19 protein-coding genes are annotated in these 19,043 nt (G+C 70.6%); 9 read left to right on the plus strand and 10 right to left on the minus strand.

Going from position 1 to position 19,043, the window contains the following annotated elements:
• The first annotated feature begins 159 nt into the window (after positions 1 to 159).
• Both BST44_RS02445 and dxs read left to right on the plus strand, forming a co-directional pair.
• Positions 160 to 1,623 carry a cation:proton antiporter domain-containing protein gene (locus BST44_RS02445; protein WP_083174888.1) on the plus strand — a complete coding sequence of 488 codons (1,464 nt, stop codon included), beginning with the start codon at positions 160 to 162 and terminating at the stop codon, positions 1,621 to 1,623.
• Positions 1,624 to 1,681: 58 nt separating this feature from the next.
• Positions 1,682 to 3,607: a 1-deoxy-D-xylulose-5-phosphate synthase gene (gene dxs / locus BST44_RS02450; RefSeq protein WP_083174889.1), complete on the plus strand. Its 1,926-nt coding sequence runs from the start codon at positions 1,682 to 1,684 to the stop codon at positions 3,605 to 3,607.
• 101 nt (positions 3,608 to 3,708) lie between these two features.
• Here the strand turns inward: dxs and BST44_RS02455 are convergent, their stop codons facing one another.
• From BST44_RS02455 to BST44_RS02465, 3 genes are all read right to left on the minus strand, one after another.
• The gene (locus BST44_RS02455) at positions 3,709 to 5,001 is read right to left on the minus strand and encodes an HRDC domain-containing protein (protein ID WP_083174891.1); all 1,293 of its coding nucleotides are present in this window, start codon (positions 4,999 to 5,001) and stop codon (positions 3,709 to 3,711) included.
• A gap of 1 nt (position 5,002) precedes the next feature.
• Complete coding sequence (locus BST44_RS02460) at positions 5,003 to 5,584, minus strand: DUF3000 domain-containing protein (RefSeq protein WP_244184712.1); 582 nt, start codon at positions 5,582 to 5,584, stop codon at positions 5,003 to 5,005.
• 151 nt (positions 5,585 to 5,735) lie between these two features.
• A complete protein-coding gene (locus BST44_RS02465) occupies positions 5,736 to 6,557 on the minus strand; it encodes an enoyl-CoA hydratase/isomerase family protein (protein ID WP_083174893.1) in 822 nt (273 codons plus the stop codon).
• Between the two features lie 58 nt (positions 6,558 to 6,615).
• On the opposite strand from BST44_RS02465, the gene hemE reads away from it, so the two are divergent.
• From hemE to BST44_RS02490, 5 genes are all read left to right on the plus strand, one after another.
• Complete coding sequence (hemE, locus tag BST44_RS02470; RefSeq protein WP_083174894.1) at positions 6,616 to 7,665, plus strand: uroporphyrinogen decarboxylase; 1,050 nt, start codon at positions 6,616 to 6,618, stop codon at positions 7,663 to 7,665.
• Positions 7,662 to 9,017, plus strand: coding sequence for a protoporphyrinogen oxidase (locus BST44_RS02475; RefSeq protein WP_083174895.1), 1,356 nt, complete (start codon positions 7,662 to 7,664; stop codon positions 9,015 to 9,017). The genes hemE and BST44_RS02475 overlap by 4 nt, the downstream gene beginning before the upstream one ends.
• Positions 9,018 to 9,022: 5 nt before the next feature.
• Positions 9,023 to 9,718 carry a hydrogen peroxide-dependent heme synthase gene (gene hemQ, locus BST44_RS02480; RefSeq protein ID WP_007171616.1) on the plus strand — a complete coding sequence of 232 codons (696 nt, stop codon included), beginning with the start codon at positions 9,023 to 9,025 and terminating at the stop codon, positions 9,716 to 9,718.
• The gene (locus tag BST44_RS02485; protein WP_083174896.1) at positions 9,715 to 10,464 is read left to right on the plus strand and encodes a class I SAM-dependent methyltransferase; all 750 of its coding nucleotides are present in this window, start codon (positions 9,715 to 9,717) and stop codon (positions 10,462 to 10,464) included. Before hemQ ends, BST44_RS02485 begins: the two co-directional genes overlap by 4 nt.
• Before the next feature lie 111 nt (positions 10,465 to 10,575).
• Complete coding sequence (locus BST44_RS02490; RefSeq protein WP_083174898.1) at positions 10,576 to 11,424, plus strand: endonuclease domain-containing protein; 849 nt, start codon at positions 10,576 to 10,578, stop codon at positions 11,422 to 11,424.
• Positions 11,425 to 11,546: 122 nt separating this feature from the next.
• Here the strand turns inward: BST44_RS02490 and msrB are convergent, their stop codons facing one another.
• From msrB to BST44_RS02510, 4 genes are read right to left on the minus strand one after another with little or no spacing between them, the layout of a single operon-like run.
• Positions 11,547 to 11,957 carry a peptide-methionine (R)-S-oxide reductase MsrB gene (gene msrB, locus BST44_RS02495; RefSeq protein WP_083174899.1) on the minus strand — a complete coding sequence of 137 codons (411 nt, stop codon included), beginning with the start codon at positions 11,955 to 11,957 and terminating at the stop codon, positions 11,547 to 11,549.
• Positions 11,954 to 13,264, minus strand: coding sequence for an arabinofuranan 3-O-arabinosyltransferase (gene aftC, locus BST44_RS02500; RefSeq protein ID WP_083174901.1), 1,311 nt, complete (start codon positions 13,262 to 13,264; stop codon positions 11,954 to 11,956). Before aftC ends, msrB begins: the two co-directional genes overlap by 4 nt.
• Before the next feature lie 23 nt (positions 13,265 to 13,287).
• Positions 13,288 to 14,847 carry an alpha/beta hydrolase gene (locus tag BST44_RS02505; protein ID WP_083174903.1) on the minus strand — a complete coding sequence of 520 codons (1,560 nt, stop codon included), beginning with the start codon at positions 14,845 to 14,847 and terminating at the stop codon, positions 13,288 to 13,290.
• A gap of 14 nt (positions 14,848 to 14,861) precedes the next feature.
• Positions 14,862 to 15,623, minus strand: a complete 762-nt coding sequence (locus tag BST44_RS02510; protein WP_083174904.1) for a pyrimidine reductase family protein — start codon at positions 15,621 to 15,623, stop codon at positions 14,862 to 14,864.
• Between BST44_RS02510 and zapE the strand changes: the two genes are divergently transcribed.
• Complete coding sequence (gene zapE / locus BST44_RS02515; protein ID WP_142274335.1) at positions 15,622 to 16,719, plus strand: cell division protein ZapE; 1,098 nt, start codon at positions 15,622 to 15,624, stop codon at positions 16,717 to 16,719. The two genes, BST44_RS02510 and zapE, sit on opposite strands and share 2 nt — an antisense overlap.
• Here zapE and BST44_RS02520 read toward each other — a convergent pair.
• The 3 genes from BST44_RS02520 to BST44_RS02530 form a co-directional block, all read right to left on the minus strand.
• Positions 16,697 to 17,212, minus strand: coding sequence for a GNAT family N-acetyltransferase (locus BST44_RS02520; RefSeq protein ID WP_083174908.1), 516 nt, complete (start codon positions 17,210 to 17,212; stop codon positions 16,697 to 16,699). The genes zapE and BST44_RS02520 overlap by 23 nt on opposite strands.
• Entirely contained in the window at positions 17,200 to 17,721 is a 522-nt protein-coding gene (locus BST44_RS02525; protein ID WP_083175092.1) for a hypothetical protein, read from the minus strand. Before BST44_RS02525 ends, BST44_RS02520 begins: the two co-directional genes overlap by 13 nt.
• Before the next feature lie 100 nt (positions 17,722 to 17,821).
• Positions 17,822 to 18,556 (minus strand): Clp protease N-terminal domain-containing protein, encoded by a 735-nt coding sequence (locus tag BST44_RS02530; protein ID WP_083174910.1) that lies wholly within the window; start codon positions 18,554 to 18,556, stop codon positions 17,822 to 17,824.
• A 108-nt stretch (positions 18,557 to 18,664) separates the two neighbouring features.
• On the opposite strand from BST44_RS02530, the gene BST44_RS02535 reads away from it, so the two are divergent.
• Positions 18,665 to 18,997 (plus strand): DUF732 domain-containing protein, encoded by a 333-nt coding sequence (locus BST44_RS02535; protein WP_083175094.1) that lies wholly within the window; start codon positions 18,665 to 18,667, stop codon positions 18,995 to 18,997.
• The last annotated feature ends 46 nt before the right edge of the window (positions 18,998 to 19,043 follow it).

Below are 19,043 nucleotides of genomic sequence, written 5' to 3' on the forward strand. Positions count from 1 at the left end.
CCGCCGCGAGCGGTTAGACTCCGTCGCGGTGTGCCGGGAAGTCTGGTCGGCGATGTCCTCGATGTCCCTGTCGACCGACCGAAAGGCTTGGGTGCCTTCCACCGAAGAGCGGGCCGCGACCGTCGAGTCGCCCGTCAGCCGTCTGGAATTGCGGCCGTCGTGAACGAGACTGTCAGTTACGCGCTGATGGTCTTGTTCACCAGCGCCGTCGGTTTGATCGCGGTGCTGGCGAGCCGGCTCACCGAGCGGATCAAGATTCCGGTGCCCCTGCTCGTGCTGGTCGGAGCGGCGGTCGCGGTGCGCGCCGTGCCCGCGGTGCAGCCGCCGTCGGAGCGGATGGTGGAGCGGGTCATCACCATCGCGCTGGTGCTGGTGTTGTTCGACGGCGGCATGCACATCGGGCCCGCCCGTTTCCGCAGGGCGGTCGCCCCCATCCTCTCGCTCGGCGTCCTGGGCACCGCCCTGACCGCCGCCGGCGCCGCGCTGATGCTGCACTACGCATGCGGGATCAGCTGGTTCCCCGCGGTGCTCGTCGCGACCGCGGTGGCCCCCACCGACCCGGCGGTGGTCTTCTCGGTCCTGGGCAAACGCGAGATCAGGGGTCGCAGCAGCACCATTCTGGAAGGCGAGTCCGGCGCCAACGACCCGGTCGGCATCTCGCTGATGTCCAGCCTGGTCGCCGCCGGTGCCCTCAGCGCGGCCGGGTTCGCCAGCGTGGGAACCCAATTCGCTTTGCAGATGGCGATCGGCCTGGCCGTCGGGGTGGTCGGTGGCCGCGCGCTGCTCGTCTTCATGCGCCGCGTGGCACTGCCCAGCGAAGGCCTCTACCCGCTGCGAACCCTGGCGTCCTGCCTGATGCTGTACGGCATCGCCACGCTGGCGCACGGCTCGGGATTTCTGGCAGTGTTCGTCGCCGGCATCGTGATCGGCGACGCCCGCGCGCCCTACAAGCCGGAGATCAAGCGCTTCCACGCCGCCCTGGCCGGCCTGGCCGAAATCGTCGCGTTCGTCGTGCTGGGCCTGACCGTCGACCTCAACGTGCTCATCCACTCCGACGTGTGGATTCCCGGGCTCGCCCTCGCGGTGGCCCTGACCGCGCTGATTCGTCCGCTGGCGGTGGGTGCCTGCCTGCTCGGTGTGCGGCTGAGGCGAAACGAACGCGTCTTCATACTGTTCGCCGGCCTCAAGGGGGCGGTGCCGATCCTGCTCGGCGAGTTGCTGCGCGCCGCGCACGTCCCCAACGCCGAACGCCTGTACGGCATCGTGGTCGTCGTCGTGATCTTCTCGGTGCTGGTGCAGGGCAGCGCGGTGCCCGGCGTGGCGAGCCTGCTGCAGCTGCCGATGCGCACCGTGGAGACCCGGCCGTGGGAGATCGGTGTCCGGCTCGCGGACGAACCCGAGGGGGTCCATCGCTTCAGCGTTGCGAAGGGGGCCGCCATCGAGGGGTGCACGGTCGAGGGGCTCGGCGACCGGGTCGGTGACATCTGGGTCAGCATCGTGGTCCGCACCACCGGCCTGGTGCCGGTGCGGGGCGACACCGAACTCCAAGCCGGTGACGAGGTCGTCGTCCTGGCGGATCCCGAACTTCGCGACACCCTGGCCGAACTCTTCGGCCCGCCGTAGGCCGCCACCTCCGGTCGCTTCCCTGCTGTGCCGGGCGGCCGCTGCGTAGACTATCGGGATGCTGGAACAGATCCGCGGGCCCGCTGATCTGCAACACCTGTCCGGGCAGCAGCTGCGCGAACTGGCCGCCGAGATTCGCCAGTTCCTGATCCACAAGGTCGCAGCCACGGGTGGGCACCTCGGGCCCAACCTCGGCGTGGTCGAACTGACGCTTGCCCTGCATCGGGTGTTCGACTCGCCCCATGACCCGATCGTCTTCGACACCGGCCATCAGGCCTACGTCCACAAGATGCTGACCGGACGCGCCCAGGACTTCGAGAGCCTGCGCAAAAAGGGCGGGCTGTCGGGCTATCCGTCGCGCGCCGAGAGCGAACACGACTGGGTGGAGTCCAGCCACGCCAGCGCGGCGCTGTCATACGCCGACGGCCTCGCCAAGGCCTTCGAGCTGACCGGTCACCGCAACCGGCACGTCGTCGCAGTGGTCGGCGACGGCGCCCTCACCGGCGGCATGTGCTGGGAGGCGCTGAACAACATCGCCGCGTCGCAGCGCCCGGTGATCATCGTGGTGAACGACAACGGCCGCAGCTACGCGCCCACCATCGGCGGCGTCGCCGACCATCTGGCCACCCTGCGCCTGCAGCCGGCGTACGAGCAGGCCCTGGAGAGGGGCCGCGACGCGGTGCGCTCGCTGCCGTTCTTCGGCAACCTGGCGTACCGGTTCATGCACAGCGTGAAGGCCGGCATCAAGGACTCGCTGTCGCCGCAGTTGCTGTTCACCGACCTCGGGCTGAAGTACGTGGGCCCGGTCGACGGCCACGACGAACGCGCGGTGGAGATGGCACTGCGCCACGCCCGTGGCTTCGGCCGGCCGGTGATCGTGCACGTCGTCACGCGCAAGGGCATGGGTTTCGCCCCGGCCGAGGACGACGAGGCCGAGCAGATGCATTCGTGCGGCGTCATCGACCCGGTCACCGGGCAGGCCACCAAGGTCGCCGGGCCCGGCTGGACCGCCACCTTCTCCGACGCGCTCATCGGTTACGCCACCAAACGCCGCGACATCGTGGCGATCACCGCGGCCATGCCCGGCCCGACCGGGCTGAGCGCGTTCGGGCAACGGTTCCCGGACCGCCTGTTCGACGTCGGCATCGCCGAGCAGCACGCGATGACGTCGGCGGCCGGCCTGGCGATGGGCGGCATGCACCCGGTGGTGGCCATCTACTCGACGTTCCTCAACCGGGCCTTCGACCAGATCATGATGGACGTCGCGCTGCACAAGCTGCCCGTCACCATGGTGCTCGACCGCGCCGGGATCACCGGCTCGGACGGTGCCAGCCACAACGGCATGTGGGACATGTCGATGCTGGGCATCGTGCCCGGCATGCGGGTGGCGGCGCCCCGCGACGCCACCCGGTTGCGCGAGGAGCTCGGTGAGGCCCTGGACGTCAACGACGGTCCGACGGCGCTGCGGTTCCCCAAAGGTGATGTGGGCGAAGATATTCCGGCGATCGAGCGACGTGGCACCGGCATCTCGGCGCTCGACGTGCTGGCCGTGCCGGCCGCCGGGCTCAATCACGACGTGCTGTTGGTGGGCGTCGGCGCGTTCGTCCCGATGGCTCTGGAGGCCGCCAAACGCCTGCACAACCAGGGGATCGGCGTGACGGTTATCGACCCGCGCTGGGCGCTGCCGGTATCCGACGGGGTCGTCGAGCTCGCGGCGCAGCACAAGCTCGTCGTGACGTGCGAGGACAACGGGGTCAACGGCGGCGTCGGGTCGGCGGTCTCCGCGGCCCTGCGGCGCGCGGAGATCGACATCCCGTGCCGCGACGTCGGCCTGCCGCAGCGGTTCTACGAGCATGCCTCGCGGGGCGAGCTGCTGGCCGACCTGGGGTTGACGGATCAGGACGTGGCCCGCCGCATCACCGGCTGGGTCGCCGCGCTGGGCAGCGCGGTCACCGAAGCGGAGATCCGCGAGCACCTCGACTAGCCGGCGGCGTCGTCGCCGGGCCTTCGCCGAGTGTGAACTCAGCGCGATTCTGAGCGCGATTTTTCGCACTGGTTGCACATTCGGCGTGGCGCGCCGCGACACTAGTCGGCGGCGTCGTCGTCGGGCGGCTGCAGCGCCCGCGCCAGCACCGGGTCCACCAATTCCCGCTGCCACGGCCGCGCCTGCCCGGCGCGCAGAAACGTCTCGACCGCCTCGAAGGGGTCGGGCGCGGCCTCCCAGTCCCAGCACAGCCGCCGCACCAGGTCGGGCGACACCAGGTTCTCGGTGGGGACGTTGACCCGCTCCGACACCTCCGAGAGCGCCGCCCGCGCCGCCTCCAGCCGCGCGGCGGCCTCGGGTTTGCGCCTGCCCCACCGCGCCGGCGGCGGGGGCCCGTTCGGCGGTTCGGCGTCCGCCGGCGGATTCTTGGTCTGCCGGGCGGCTTGCAGCGCCCCAAGCCAGGTTGCGGCGCTGCGGCGCTGGTTGCGCCCACCGAACACCGGCAGCGCGGTGAGGTCCTCGATCGTCTTCGGGTCGGCGAGGGCGGCCTCGATGATGGCCGAGTCCGGCAGGATGCGTCGCGGCGCGATGTCGCGGCGCTGGGCGATCCGGTCGCGGGTCAACCACAGTTCGCGCACCGCGGCCAGGGCGCGCTGGTCGCGCACCCGGTGGATCCCCGACGTGCGGCGCCACCGGTCCGGTCGCGCCGCCGCGCCGGGGTCCCGGGAACCCGCCTCGCGCAGATAGTCGAATTCCTCTGCGGCCCAGCCGGTTTTGCCCTGCTGGGCCAGCACGTCGGCGATCGCGGCGCGCAGCTCGATAAGCAGCTCCACATCGAGTGCCGCGTAGTTGAGCCACTCGTCGGGCAGCGGACGCTTGGACCAATCGGCCGCCCCGTGGCCCTTGGCCAACCCCGAACCCAGCAGCCGCTCCACCATGGTCGCCAGGTTCACCCGTTCGAACCCGGCCAGCCGCCCGGCCAGCTCGGTGTCGTACAGCGCCGGGGGCCGCAGGCCGACCTCCGCCAGGCAGGGCAGGTCCTGGTCGGCGGAATGCAGGATCCATTCGTCTTCGTTCAGCACCTCAGCGACGGGCCGGAGCGCCTCGAGCGGGTCGGCGTCGTGGCTGACCGGGTCGATGAGCACGGTGCCGGCGCCGGCCCGCCGGATCTGAATCAGGTAAGCCCGGTTGGAATAGCGAAAACCCGACGCCCGCTCGGCGTCCACCGCGAACGGGCCGCGGCCCCGGCCCAACAGCTCTGCGGCCGCCTCGATCTCGCCCACGGTCACCGAAAGGTCCGGGATCCCTTCGGCCGGGTGCAGCAGCGGGGTGGGCTGGGTTTCGGCGCTGTCGGGCGCGGCGCCGTCGGACCCGTGGGCCTCCGGTTCGCACATGTCAGGCGCGTGACCGCGAACTCAGATCCGTGACGCCCGTCGGCGGCAGGCCCGCCGCGTGTTCCAGTACCTCACAGAAGGCCTCGACGTGGACGCCGACTTGCGGCGTGGTCGCTGTCCACGACGCCCGCAGCTCCAGCTGGTGGGCGCGCGGTGGCCCGGAGATGTCGCCGTAGCGCACCGACGTGGTGGCGGTGACGGTGCCGCCGAGTGCGGTGACCTGCTCCATCCGGGACTCCAGCGCGTCGACCAGCCAGCTCCACGCCACCTCCGGCAGCAGGGGGTCGACGGCCTCGGTGGAATCCAGATCGGCCTGGATGTAGGCGACCAGCCGGATGGTGCCGTCCCACGCGTCGGCGCCCTCCGGGTCGTAGAGCAGGATCAGGCGGCCGAAGGCGTCGCCGTCGGACCGCTCGGGGACGATTTCACGGTCGGGATGCTTCACCTCGGCCCCCAGCGCGTAGCTGTAGGGCGCCAGGCGCTGGGGCGGGCGGATGGGGCCCAGCTCGATCTCCGGCCGCACGGTGACGGCGTTCATCGACGCTACCGCCTCGCGGAATGGCTCCGGTTCAGCTGAGGTCACTTGGCGCCGCTCCTGTTCATCCCGGCCGTCCTGGGTTGGCACGGCACGAGTCACAGGGTCCGACGGTAGACCTATCGGCCGACACGCGGAATCAGGCGCGCCGACCGCTACCAAGCCGTTACCAGACCTCATCGAGGGATATCGACCCTGCTCAGGGGGCGTTTCCGCCGGTAAAGCGGGCCGGCCGCTTCTCGCGGTGCGCGGCCAGGCCTTCCTGCACGTCGGGGCCGCTGAAGCTGAGGAACTCCAGACCGAGCGAGGTGTCGAAGGCGGGCGCGAACATGCGGTACCAGTAGTTGAGGCTGTGCTTGGTCCAGCGGATGGCGTTCTGCGCGCCGCGCGCCAGATCCTCGGCGATCCGCGTCGCCGTGGCAAGGACGTCGTCGTCGTCGACGCAGGTGGACACCAGGCCGATGCGCTCGGCCTCTTCGCCCAGCAGCGTCTCGCAGGTGAGCAGGTAGTACTTGGCCTTGGCCATCCCGACCAGCAGCGGCCAGCAGATCGCGGCGTGGTCGCCCGCGGCCACGCCCAGCTTGGTGTGCCCGTCGATCAGCTTCGCGGTGCGGCCCGCGACCGAGACGTCGGCGAGCAGGGCCACCACCAGGCCCGCGCCGACCGCGGGTCCCCGGATCGCCGAGACGACGGGCTTGTCGAAGTTGACCATGTTGAGCACCAGGTCGCGGGCTTCCCGCATGATGCGGATCCGGCCCTCGTAGTCGCCGATCGTCTCGGCGATCAGGTCGAAGCTGCCGCCGGAGGAGAAGGCCTTGCCTTCGCCGCGGACCAGCACCACGCGCACGTCGGGGTCGCGGGCGATCGCCGGCCAGATGTCGGCGAGGTCGCGATGCATCTGCGGCCCGACCGAATTGAGGCCCGGGGCGTCGAGCACCAGCGTCAGGATGCCGTCGTCGCCCACTTCGCAGCGCAGGCTGGGGAACTCGCCGTAATTCACAGGGGGGTGGCTGACTGGCACGGTCGTTGATAGTACGCAGCGCGGGGACGGGCCCTCCGTCGTGGCAGCATTGAGGACGATGAGTACTCGCCGCGACCTCCCCGAGTCGCCGTATCTGGCCGCCGTCACCGGTCGCAAACCCGCGCGGATCCCGGTGTGGTTCATGCGGCAGGCGGGTCGTTCGCTGCCCGAGTACCGGGCGCTGCGGGCCCAGACCGACATGCTCGCGGCCTGCTTCGACGCCGAGCTGGTCTGCGAGATCACCCTGCAACCGGTGCGCCGGCACGGCGTCGACGCGGCCATCTTGTTCTCCGACATCGTGGTGCCGCTGCTGGGCGCGGGCATCGACCTGGACATCGTCGCCGGGGTCGGGCCGGTGATCGCGTCGCCGGTGCGCACCGCGGCCGACGTCGACGCGATGAAACCCCTTGACCGACAACGGATTCAGCCGGTTTCCGACGCGGTCACGCTGCTGGTGGCGGCGCTGGGCGAGGTCCCGCTGATCGGGTTCGCGGGCGCGCCGTTCACGCTGGCGTCCTATTTGATCGAGGGCGGCCCGAGCCGCCACCACGCCCGGACCAAGGCCATGATGCTGGCCGACCCGGACAGCTGGAACGCGCTGATGGAAAAGCTCACCGACATCACCGTCGGCTTCCTGCGGGCGCAGGTGGAGGCCGGGGTGGACGCCATCCAGGTCTTCGACTCCTGGGCGGGCGCGCTGTCGCTCGCCGACTACCGCACCTACGTGCAGCCGCACAGCGCCCGGGTGTTCGGCGCGCTGGCCGAGCACGGCGTGCCGATGACGCACTTCGGGGTGGGCACCGCGGAACTGCTGGGCGCCATGTCGACGGTCGGTGCGACGGTCGTGGGGGTGGATTGGCGCACGTCGCTCACCGACGCCGCCGCCCGGGTCGCGCCGGGCACGGCGCTGCAGGGCAACCTCGATCCGGTGGTGCTGATGGCGGGCTGGCCGGCCGTGGAACGCGCCGCCCGCGCCGTGGTCGACGACGGGCGCCGCGCGATCGACGCGGGGGCGGGCGGTCACGTGTTCAACCTGGGCCACGGCGTGCTGCCGGAGACCGAGCCCGGCGTGCTGACCGACCTGGTGTCACTGGTCCACTCCCTATGACCGTCCCCTCGTATTGCGTTGTCGGGGGCGGTATTTCGGGTCTGACGGCGGCGTACCGGCTGCGGGCTGCGGTGGGTGACCACGCGGCCATCACGTTGTTCGATCCGGGTGACCGGCTGGGCGGCATCCTGCGTACCGAGCGGGTCGGCGGCCAGACCATGGACCTGGGCGCCGAGGCGTTCATCCTGCGCCGGCCCGAGATGCCGGCGCTGCTGGCCGAGCTGGGCCTGTCGGGGCGCCAACTGGTGTCCACCGGCGCGCGTCCGTTGATCTACAGCGGGCGGACGGTGCACCCGCTGCCCACCGGCACGGTGGTCGGGATCCCGTCGTCGGCCGCCGCGGTGGCGGGATTGGTCGACGAGGCGACCGTCGCGCGCATCGAGGCCGAACCCGGCCGCCCGTTGCGCTGGCGGCCCGGCAGCGATCCCGCGACGGCCGAACTGGTGGGGGAGCGGTTCGGCGAGCAGGTCGTGGCGCGGTCGGTGGATCCGCTGCTGAGCGGCGTGTATGCGGGCTCGGCGGCCACGATCGGCCTGCGCGCGGCCGCCCCCGGCGTCGCCGCCGCGTTGGACCGCGGCGCCGCCAGCCTGACCGACGCGGTCCGGCAGGCGCTGCCGCCGCCGACCGGCGCGCCGGTGTTCGGAGCGCTGGACGGCGGCTACCAGGTGCTGCTGGACGCGCTCGTCGAGCGAAGCCGGCCGCGACGGGTGCGGGCCGCCGTGCAGCGGCTGGAGCCCGCCGGACCGGGCTGGGCTTTGCTGGACGACGCCGGCGCCCGCTGGCACGCCGATGCGGTGATCCTGGCCGTCCCGGCACCCCGGGCGGCGCGCCTGCTCGCCGACATCGCGCCGACGAGCGCCGCCGCCGCCGGCCGGATCACCAGCGCGTCGTCGGTGGTGGTCGCTCTCGCGGTGCCGGGGGGCACCCCCTTTCCGGAGTGCTCCGGCGTGCTGGTGGCGACCGGAGAAGCGTTGCGCGCCAAGGCGATCACGCTGTCGTCGCGCAAATGGGGTGCCCGTGGCGACGCCCAGCTGCTGCGGCTGTCGTTCGGCCGGTGCGGCGACGGTCTGGCCGAAACGGCCTCCGATGACGAGCTACTGGTGTGGGCGGTGGACGACCTGGCCACCGTCTTCGGCCTGCACGTCGAGCCCGTCGACGCCCGCGTGCAGCGCTGGATCGAGGCCATGCCGCAGTACGGCCCCGGCCACGCGGGCCTGGCCGCCGAGGTCCGCGCGGGCCTGCCGCCGACGCTCGCGGTGGCCGGCAGCTACCTCGACGGCATCGGGGTGCCTGCCTGCGTCGGGGCGGCCGGGCGCGCGGTCGAGGCCCTCGAAGTGAAAGTGGCACGATAGATGCCATGGCCAAGCTCGACTACGACTCGCTGAACTCCACGATCCGCTACCTGATGTTCTCCGTCTTCTCCGTGGAGCCGGGCGAGCTCGGGGAGCAGCGCGACGACGTCATCGACGAGGCGTCGACGTTCCTCAAGCAGCAGGAGGAGCGCGGGGTGGTGGTGCGCGGCCTCTACGACGTCGCGGGCCTGCGCGCCGACGCCGACTTCATGATCTGGACCCACGCCGAACGCGTCGAGGCGCTGCAGGCGACCTACGCCGACTTCCGGCGCACGACCGCGCTGGGCCGCGCCAGTGCGCCGGTGTGGAGCAGCGTGGCGCTGCACCGGCCGGCCGAGTTCAACAAGAGCCACATCCCGGCCTTCCTGGCCGGCGAGGAGCCCGGCAACTACATCTGCGTGTATCCCTTCGTGCGGTCCTACGAGTGGTACCTGCTGCCCGACGAGGAGCGCCGCCGCATGCTCGCCGAACACGGCATGGCCGCGCGCGAGTACAAGGACGTCCGCGCCAACACGGTGCCGGCGTTCGCGCTCGGCGACTACGAGTGGATCCTGGCCTTCGAGGCGCCCGAACTGCACCGCATCGTCGATTTGATGCGCGAGCTGCGGGCCACCGACGCCCGCCGGCACACGCGCGAGGAGACACCGTTCTTCACCGGCCCCCGGGTGGCGGTCGAGCAGTTGGTGAACTCGCTGCCATGACCCGCCCCGACGTGACCGACCCTGCGCGATTCGAGGAGATGTACCGCGACGAGCGGACGTCGAACGGGCTGCCCACCGCCACGCCGTGGGACATCGGCGGCCCGCAGCCGGTGGTCCAGCAGCTGGTGGCCCTGGGCGCGGTCAAGGGCGAGGTGCTCGATCCGGGCACCGGGCCGGGCCACCACGCGATCTACTACGCCGCCAAGGGCTACTCGGCCACCGGGATCGACGGTTCGCCGGGCGCGCTGGAGCGGGCCCGCGAAAACGCGCGTCGGGCAGGGGTTTCGGTGAACTTCGAGCTGGCCGACGCCACCAAGCTCGAGGGCCTGGAAGGCCGGTTCGACACCGTCGTCGACTGCGCCTTCTACCACATCTTCAGCACCGAGCCCGAGCTCCAGCGCTCCTACGTACAGGCTCTGCGCCGGGCCACCAAGCCGGGGGCGCGGCTGTACATGTTCGAGTTCGGCGCCCACGACGTCAACGGGTTCAAGATGATGCGGTCGTTGTCCGAGAACGACTTTCGCGACGTGCTGCCGCAGGGCGGCTGGGAGATCAGCTATCTCGGGCCGACGACCTACCTGGTGAACATCAGCATCGAGCAGATCGAGATGATGGCCGAGCGCAATCCGGACGCGGCCGAGCAGGCGCAGGAGCTGCTCCAGCGTTTCCGGGCCATGGAGCCTTGGCTCGACGGCGGCCGGGTGCACGCCCCGTTCTGGGAAGTGCACGCCACCCGGGTGGACTGAGCCCCTCCCTCCTTCCCCGCGACACATAAACCCTTGCGACGACACGCCGCGATGTGTCGCAGGGGTTTATATCTCGTGGATCCGCCGGGAGCCGGTTGACGTCTTTCGTTCGTGGACGACGTGTTCATCGGGAGTGAGGCCGTGCGGCAGGGCAGGTTGAGCCCGTATCAGTTGCGCGTCGGGTTCCGGGCGATCTATCCCGACGTGTATCTGGGAGAGTCGGCGACCCCGTCGCTGCGGACGCGCTGCGCCGGGGCGTGGCTGTGGTCGGGACGACGCGGCATCGTGGCCGGGCTCGCGGCGGCCGGATTGCACGGCTCGGATTGGATCGACGACGACGTGCCGATCGAACTCATCTGGGGCAATCAGCACGCCCCGACCGGTGTGATCACCCGCAACCAGCGAGTTCAACGCGACGAGATCACCAGGGCCGCAGGCCTGCCGGTCACGACTGCGGCGAGGACTGCGTACGACGTGGCCAGGCAATTTCCCAGGGAGGAGGCGGTAGCGCGGCTCGACGCGCTGCTGCGGGCGCGCCCGTTCTGCCTCGAGGAGGTGCCGTTGCTGGCCAAGCGGTACCCGCGTGCGCGGGGGCTGCGGCGGCTGCGCGCGGCGCTCCCACTCGTCGACCCCGGCGCCGCGTCGCCCAAGGAGACCTGGCTGCGGCTGCTGTTGATCGACGCGGGATTTCCGGCTCCCGAAACCCAGATACCCGTGAACGACGGCTGGCGGTTGGTCGGCGTGCTCGATATGGGTTGGGAGCGGTACAAAGTCGCGGCCGAGTACGACGGCGACCAGCATCGCACCAGCCGCCGCCAATACGCCCGGGACCACTGGCGGCTACGCAAGCTGGAAGAACTCGGGTGGATCGTCATCCGGGTGATCGCGGAGGACACGCCGCAGGACGTCGTCGCGCGCGTTCGCGCGGCGCTCACCCGTCGCGGATGTCGCGAGATATAAACCGTTGCCATCCGCCACGGCGTGTCGTCGCAACTGGTTATGTGTCGCGACGACACGCCGCAGGACGTCGTCGCGCGCGTTCGCGCGACGGGATAGGTGGGGCGTGAGTGTCGCGAGGGTGACTAGGACCCCGCCGGCACCAGCCGCAGCGAGATCGAGTTGATGCAATACCGCTGGTCGGTCGGCGTCGGGTAGCCCTCACCCTCGAAGACGTGGCCCAGGTGGCTGTGGCAGTTGGCGCACAGCACCTCGACGCGCCGCATGCCCAGCGAATCGTCGGGCCGCAGGATCACCGCGTCGGAGTTCGCCGGGTCGAAGAACGACGGCCAGCCGCAGTGCGATTCGAATTTCTCTGTGCTGCGGAACAATTCGGCGCCACACGCCCGGCACTGGTAGATGCCCTCGGTCTTGGTGTCGGTGTACTCGCCGGTGAAGGGACGTTCGGTGCCGGCCCGGCGCAGCACGTGAAACTCTTCGGGTGTGAGCTTCTTCCGCCACTCGTCGTCGGTCAGCTGCAGCTTCGGGCTAGTCATGCATCCACGCTAGCGCCAACTCGCCTACCCGTCAGCCACGCCGGATCGATGCCCTCGTCCAGCCGGTTCTCGGCCTTGGCGTCCAGGTAACGGAACAGCAGCACGGTGAACGCGACGATCAGCAGCAGCGACCAGCCGTAGGTGATCTTGAGGTAGTGCAGCGCCCGTCCGTACCGCATGTACTTGTAGATCAGCCAGTCGTCCAACGTCATGAACCCGTAGATCCCCAGCCACGCCGGCCAGTTGCGGATCAGCGAATTCTTCAGCACCACGGTCATCAGGAACGGGAACAGCATCATCGAGTAGTAGCCCTGGGCCAGCGGCAGCACCAGCCAGGAACACAGCAGCAGCACGCCCGACGAGCTGGTGAACCAGAACAGCGGGTCGCGGGTGCGGTAGTAGCGGTACAGCAGCCACAGCGCGCCGATCGTGAGCAGCACGAACATCACCCGCAGGAAGACGATCAGCCAGGTCGGCAGGCCGAAGTACACGCCGTTGCCCTCGATCGAGCTGTTGAAGTAGTCCCGGGTGCCCCCGATGTACGGCAGCGTCTTGGTGACGAAGTCCATCGGGTCGCTGACCAACGGCCAGGCGACCGCGTTGACGACGGCGGGCACGACGATCGCGGGGATCAGCGCACGCCACTGGCGGTTCAGCAGGGGCAGCAACAGCAGCGGCCCCAGCACCGGTTTGAGCGTGAGCGTCAGGCCGATCACCAGCCCGGCCCACCACTGATGCCCGACCTTGCCGTCCAGCAGCCAGCGCAGGAACAGCACCTCGGCCAGCAGCACGCAGCCGTTGATGTTGGTGAACACCAGCGTGCTGGTCACGCTTTCGGTGCAGAACATGGCCAGCAGCAGGGCGGGCGCGGCCACCGACGAGAGGGTGTAGTTGAACAACCGCAGCAGCAGGTACCAGGCGATCAGGATCGCGACGGTGTTGATCAGGATGAACAGGTACCGCGACGGCGTGAAGGACAGGTAGCCGAACGGCGCCATCAGCAGGGTGCCGCCGGGCGGGTAGAGGTAGTGCGGGTCGACGTAGTCGAAGTGCTCGTTGTAGATGTCCCAGCCGTGCCGGAAGTTGAGGACCGCGCGGTACACCGGCTTGAAGTCGTCGGTGATGTTGCCGTTGAGCGTCAGGATGATGCTGCGGTGCAGCACCGAGAAGATGGCCACCGGCCACAACGCGGACCGCAGGATCGTCGCGGTGCTCGGTGGGCCGCTGCGGGGACGAAAGGCGGCCAGGATCCAATCACGCAAGCCGGTTCGGGTCGAGTCAGCTGCCGTCACCAGCGCACCGTACACCGGGCGCCCGCCGGGCCGGAAAATCAGGCGGGACAGTACGTGTCGGTGCCGGGCAGTTTGCCGCTGTTGACGTAGCCGATCAGCGGGGAAACCGCGCAGCTCGAGTAGATGCTGGCGCCGTGGCCGATGCCCTGCCACATCACCCGCTTGCTCGCCGCGTTGGCGTTGATGACGGTGGCCGCCGTCTGGGCGACCCCGTCGGTGCCCACGATCGGGTCGTTCTGCACGCCCAGCAGCAACACGTCGACCTTCAACGATTTCGGCGGCGCCGGCGGCGAGCCGGTGGGCCAGTGCACGCATTTGACCAAGTTGAGCGCCGCGACGGTGCCGAACTCGGGGTACAGCTTGGCCCACGCCACGACCAGTTCGCGCACCCGGTCCGGGGTGGGTCGGTTGACGGTGTCGCTGCAGGTGTTGACGAACTGGCCGTCGGAGTCCTGGGTCGCGTCGGCGTGGTTGATCAGGCTGGTCAGCTGGTTGGTGTCGCCGGAGCGGGCGGCCGCCAGCGCGTTGGCCAAATTGGTGGTGGCGTTGACGCGGCCGCCGGTGGGGAAGCCCAGCGCGACGGTGATGGCGCCCGCCAACTGGGCCACCGACGCGCCGGCGGGACCCTTGCCGGCGCGGGCGTCGGCCAGCAACCCGCTGACGGCGCCCTTCGGGTCGGGACCCAGCGCGCAGTTCACCGCGACACACTGGGCCGCGAACGCGTCGAGCGCGGCCTCCTGGCCCTTGACCTGTTGCTCGGCGGCGGCTTCGGCGTTGACGCCCAGCGCCACCGGCGAGTCGAGGATCAGCCGCGCGACCTTGTCGGGGCGCGTGGCCGCGTAGGCCAGCGCCACCTGGGCGCCGTTGCCGACGCCGACCAGCGCGACCGCCGGCACGTCCCACAGCGTGCGCAGCCGCTCGATGTCCGAGGCGGCGTGGGCGTCGTCGTAGGCGGAGGCGCCCGGCGCGATGGCGTCGGTGCAGTTCGTGGTGGCGGTGTTGGCGACGTCCGACAGGTTGGCGACGGGGTCGTCACCGGCCTGGAACTGCGCCTGGTCGCGCATGATCTGGCGGTCGGAGGGATCCCGGCAGTCGATCGGGTTCGACATGCCCATGCCGCGCCGGTCGACGGCGACGATCGGGTGGGTCTGCAGCACGTCGGCGCCGCCCCGCGACATCCAGACCGGCAGCTGCACCGAGGACGGCAGGTCCGAGCCGGTGGTGAAGACCAGGGGGGCGGCGTCGCGGGGGGTCTTGTCCGAGCGGGCGCGGACCACGCCGACGCTCACGCTGCCGGTGCCGCCGTTGACCGGGTCCAGGTCCGCGTCGTAGGTCGCGCAGTCCAGCTGGACCCCGGCGGCGGGCGGGACCGCGGCGTCGCCGAACACCCGCGACGTGCAGTCGTGCCACGGCAGGTCGTTCTTGGGGGCCGCGAGCGGCGGCGGGCCGCCGGGTGGCGGCTTAGCGGTGCTCGCGCCCTGGGGACGGGCGCCGGAATCGGTGGCGAAGCGCGGGTCGGCGGCCAGGCCGGGGGCGCAGCCGGCGACCACGGTGGTCGCCGCAACCAAGATCGTGGCGAGCGTGATCTGCCGACTCATGTCGACCACAGTAGCTAGACCTTGACGTAGCGGGTGTACAGGTAACCGGCGTCGTCGGTTAAAACGTGGGCGCGGCGCATCCGGGTCAGCAGCTGGCTGGGGCCGGTCGCGATGCGCCGGGCCAGGCCGCCGACGAGGTAGGGCGCGACGGTCAGGCAGAGCTCGTCGAGCATGTCGCGCTGGATCAGCGAGTCGAGCAGCATCGGCCCGCCCTCGGTCAGGATGCGGCGCATTCCGCGAGCGTCGAGGGTCGCCAGCATCACGGCCTCGTCGACCTCGCCCGGGTCGTCGCCCGAGCAGTCGACCACCTCGCACACGTCGCCCAGCAGCCGCCGCGCCGGGGCGGCGGCCGCCGCGCAGGTCAGCACCAGCGGCGGCACCTCTGTCCGGGTGAACACCGCCATGTCGCGGTCCAGGTGACCCGACTTGGTGACGATCGCCAGGGGCGGGACCTCGCTCTGCCCGCGGTCCTGCCGCTGTTGGCGCTGCGCGACGCTCAGCTGAGCGCCCGAATAGCCTTCGACCCGCACGGTGCCCGCGCCGACCACGATGACGTCGGCGAGCTCACGCAGCAGGTTGAACACGAACCGGTCGCCGGGGCCGCCCATCGTCCCGCTGCTGCCGCCGGAGGTGGCCCCGCCGTCGACGCTGGCGATGAAGTTGGCCCGCACCCAGGTCCCGTCGCGTTCGGGGTACTCGTAGAGCCCGGGGAGCGCGCCGTCGTCCAGTTCGCCCACCGACCCGAGCAGCGACAGCGGCGTCTCGGGAAGGGGCATGAGATCGATTGCAGCACGCCGTTACAGTTCTGGCATGCACGGGTCCACTTCGGGGCGGGTGGCGCACCTGGTGGATCGGCATCCCACCGTGTCGCCGGAGCGGCTGATCGCCCAATTGAGGCCGCCCCCAACGTTCGCCGACGTGAGCTTCGCGACGTACCGGCCCGACCCGGGCGAGCCGACGCAGTCCGCCGCCGTCGCGGCGTGCCGGGACTTCTGCCGCGAGGCGGTCGAACGCCGCGCGGGCCGGCGGAAACTGTTGGGCCGGCGCGTGGTGCTGCCCGGCGTCGGGTTGTATCTGGACGGCGGGTTCGGGGTGGGCAAGACGCACCTGCTGGCGTCGGCCTACTACGCGCTGCCCGGCGACGGGCCGCAAACGCCTACTCCCAAGGCGTTCGCGACCTTTGGCGAGTTGACGCAGTTGGCCGGGGTGTTCGGCTTCGCCGAATGCGTCGAGCTGCTGGCCGGCTACACGGCGGTGTGCATCGACGAGTTCGAGCTGGACGACCCCGGCAACACCACGCTGATCTCGCGGCTGCTCTCGTCGCTGGTCGAGCGGGGAGTGTCGGTGGCCGCCACGTCCAACACGCTGCCCGAGCAGCTCGGCGAGGGCCGGTTCGCGGCGCAGGATTTCCTCCGCGAGATCAACACGCTGGCAAGCATTTTCACCACCGTGCGGATCGAGGGCCCCGACTATCGGCACCGCGGCCTGCCGCCGGCGCCGCAGCCGCTGTCGGACGACGAGGTGGCGGCGCGGGCCGCGCGGGTCGACGGGGCGACGCTCGACGACTTCGACGCCCTGTGCGCGCACCTGGCCACCATGCACCCGTCGCGCTACCTGACCCTGATCGAGGGTGTGACCGCCGTGTTCCTGACGGGCGTGCACGGCATCGACGATCAGAACGTCGCGCTGCGGCTGGTGGCGCTGACCGACCGGCTGTACGACGCCGGCATTCCGGTGGTCGCGTCGGGGGAGAAGTTGGACACCGTCTTCAGCGACGAGATGCTCTCGGGCGGCTACCGAAAGAAGTACCTGCGGGCCATGTCTCGGCTCCTGGCGCTGACCGCCGGGGTCAGCGAAGCGCGCGGGTCATGACGAAGTCGTTCTCGCGGCTGGCGCCGACCTGAAACGTCCTGGTGCCGCTGACGGTGAAGCCGCTCTTGGCGTAAAAGCGTTGTGCGCGTTGGTTCGCCCGGTTGACGCCCAGCCACACGCGGGCCACGCCCCATCCGTCGGCCGTGGCCAGTGCGAGGTCCATCAGCGCGGCCGCGACCCCGGTGCCGTGGTGCTCGGCCGCAACGTAGATCTTGGACAGTTCCGCCGCGTCGTCGTCGACATCGCGAATCAGCATGGCGTATCCGATGATTCGCCCGTCGCTCGCCGCGGCCAGGATCGCCCGGCGCGGGTCGGCCAGGTATTCGCCGAAGCGCGCGGCCGACAGGTTGGCGTCGACGAATGCCGCGACGCTCTCGGGCGCCACCGAGGGCGGGCAGGCCAGCGCAAAGGTGCGCGCGGCGACATCGGCAAGCTCTTCAACGTCGACGGAGTCCGTCGTGACGGCGCGTACGGTGCGGGTCAGAGGTTCCACTGCGCGAGGTGGTAGCCCGTCTTCCTGTCCAGCAGGACCACGGTGGAGACGGGATCACGGTAGGCGTCCCAATACACTTCGCCCCGCACGACCGCCCCGTTCGGCGCGTTGGTGAGGACGTTGTCCAGCGCGTCGGGCGCATCGGTGGCCCGCGGCTTGTAGGCGTCGGCGAACGGGGTCACCCCGTCGAAGCTGAAGCTGGTCGCCATGATGAACGGGTTGGGCACCCGGACCGCGTGCACGACCACGTCCGCGCGCTCGACGGTGCTGCCGGGAAAGCCCTTGTAGGTGCCTTCGCGCGTGTAGCCGAAGCCGGGCGGCGGATCGCAGGGGGACACGCCCGTGACGGTGACGTCGGCGACGTAGGTGCCGGTGTCCACGCGCAGCGTGTCACCGATGTGGCCGATCGGGGCGTCACCGGCCCAGGCGCGCGGCGTCGAAACGGCGACGGCGGTGACGCTTGCGGCGGCGACGAGAAAGCCGGACAGGACTACCAGCCAACGGTGCATCTTCCCCACGTCTTCGCCTCCTCGGCACCCTTGTCCCGGGACCTTCGAATGATCGCACACGCGGTGCCGGCGACGGGAGGGGTCGGACCACACACCCGAATCAGCCCTGCGCGCGCGCACCGAGCGATTCGAGCGCCTTGATCACGTCGGCCTCGATGCGGTCCCTGTCCACGCCGCACCGGCGCAGCGGTCCCTCGTCGGGGGAGGAGTCCTCCAGTTCGAGTAGCGCCAGCAGCAGGTGCTCGGTTCCAATGTAGTTGTGGCCCAAGCGAAGTGCGTGACGGAAGGTCAGTTCCAGGGCTTTGCGCGCGGGGCCGCTGAACGGGATGAGGTCGGGTGTCTCGGCGACGGCCGGCGGCAGCCGCACGGCGGCGCGCAGCGCGCCGGTGTCGACCTTCTGCAGGTGCAGCAGCACCGTGGCCAGGGCGGCCGGATCGTCGAGCAGGCCGAGGAGCAGGTGGTCGGGGGTGATCTCGGCGTTGCCCGCCTCGTGCGCGGCGTTCTGGGCCGCCACCACCGCGCCGCGCGCGCGGGGGGTGAAGCGGCCGAAGCCCTGTTCGGGGTCGAGGGTGGCGGGTTCGGCGCGGGGCACGAACCGCTTCTGGGCCGCCTGTTTGGTGACGCCCATGCTCTTGCCGATGTCGGTCCACGACGCCCCGGAGCGGCGGGCCTGATCCACGAAGTGCCCGATCAGGTGGTCGGCCACCTCGCCCAGGTGCTCGGCGGCCAGCACGGCGTCAGCCAACTGGTCCAGCGCGTCGGTGTGCACCGATTTGATCGCGCCGATCAGCTCGTCGAGGCGGACGGGGTAGGCGATGCGGGTCGGCTCGGGCATGTCGTCAACGGTAAGTTGACGCCATGGCGGTGTCAACCGTGGGTTGACGATGTTACGAATTGTTTCGTCAACTGCGGGCGGGCCGCACTCCTGGGACGATTTGTGTTCATGAAGCTTGTATTGACAATTGCCGGCGTGGTCGCCGGAATCGGGTTGGCCGTGCCCGCACACGCCGATGACACCGACGACGCCTTCCTCGGCTCGCTGAATTCCGCGGGCTTCACCTATAACGATCCGGGACAGGCAATCCAGGCCGCCCACTATGTGTGTTCGGCGGCCGGCGGTGGCACGGCGATGGCCGATATCGCTACGGCGATGGTGTCCAAGGCCCCCGCACTCAGCCAGGAGAAAGCGGAGAAGTTCACCGCGATCGCGGCCAGCGCCTACTGCCCGGACGCCATCTCCTCGACCACCACCACGACCGCCAGCTCCACGTCCTGAGCGGCACCGTTGGGCCGGACGGGCGGCGCCGTGGGTATCGACCCAC

The organism is Mycobacterium scrofulaceum, assembly GCF_002086735.1.
Lineage (GTDB): Bacteria > Actinomycetota > Actinomycetes > Mycobacteriales > Mycobacteriaceae > Mycobacterium > Mycobacterium scrofulaceum.

What these genes read in the sequence shown, in the direction of transcription:
- hemQ (WP_007171616.1), top strand. Translation starts at nt 9,023, where the DNA reads ATGGCCAAGCTCGACTACGACTCGCTGAACTCCACGATCCGCTACCTG.
- BST44_RS02505 (WP_083174903.1), bottom strand. Translation starts at nt 14,847, where the DNA reads ATGAGTCGGCAGATCACGCTCGCCACGATCTTGGTTGCGGCGACCACC.
- zapE (WP_142274335.1), top strand. Translation starts at nt 15,622, where the DNA reads ATGAGATCGATTGCAGCACGCCGTTACAGTTCTGGCATGCACGGGTCC.
- BST44_RS02455 (WP_083174891.1), bottom strand. Translation starts at nt 5,001, where the DNA reads ATGTGCGAACCGGAGGCCCACGGGTCCGACGGCGCCGCGCCCGACAGC.
- msrB (WP_083174899.1), bottom strand. Translation starts at nt 11,957, where the DNA reads ATGACTAGCCCGAAGCTGCAGCTGACCGACGACGAGTGGCGGAAGAAG.
- BST44_RS02510 (WP_083174904.1), bottom strand. Translation starts at nt 15,623, where the DNA reads ATGCCCCTTCCCGAGACGCCGCTGTCGCTGCTCGGGTCGGTGGGCGAA.
- BST44_RS02475 (WP_083174895.1), top strand. Translation starts at nt 7,662, where the DNA reads ATGACCGTCCCCTCGTATTGCGTTGTCGGGGGCGGTATTTCGGGTCTG.
- BST44_RS02485 (WP_083174896.1), top strand. Translation starts at nt 9,715, where the DNA reads ATGACCCGCCCCGACGTGACCGACCCTGCGCGATTCGAGGAGATGTAC.
- BST44_RS02525 (WP_083175092.1), bottom strand. Translation starts at nt 17,721, where the DNA reads ATGCACCGTTGGCTGGTAGTCCTGTCCGGCTTTCTCGTCGCCGCCGCA.
- BST44_RS02530 (WP_083174910.1), bottom strand. Translation starts at nt 18,556, where the DNA reads ATGCCCGAGCCGACCCGCATCGCCTACCCCGTCCGCCTCGACGAGCTG.
- BST44_RS02535 (WP_083175094.1), top strand. Translation starts at nt 18,665, where the DNA reads ATGAAGCTTGTATTGACAATTGCCGGCGTGGTCGCCGGAATCGGGTTG.
- hemE (WP_083174894.1), top strand. Translation starts at nt 6,616, where the DNA reads ATGAGTACTCGCCGCGACCTCCCCGAGTCGCCGTATCTGGCCGCCGTC.
- dxs (WP_083174889.1), top strand. Translation starts at nt 1,682, where the DNA reads ATGCTGGAACAGATCCGCGGGCCCGCTGATCTGCAACACCTGTCCGGG.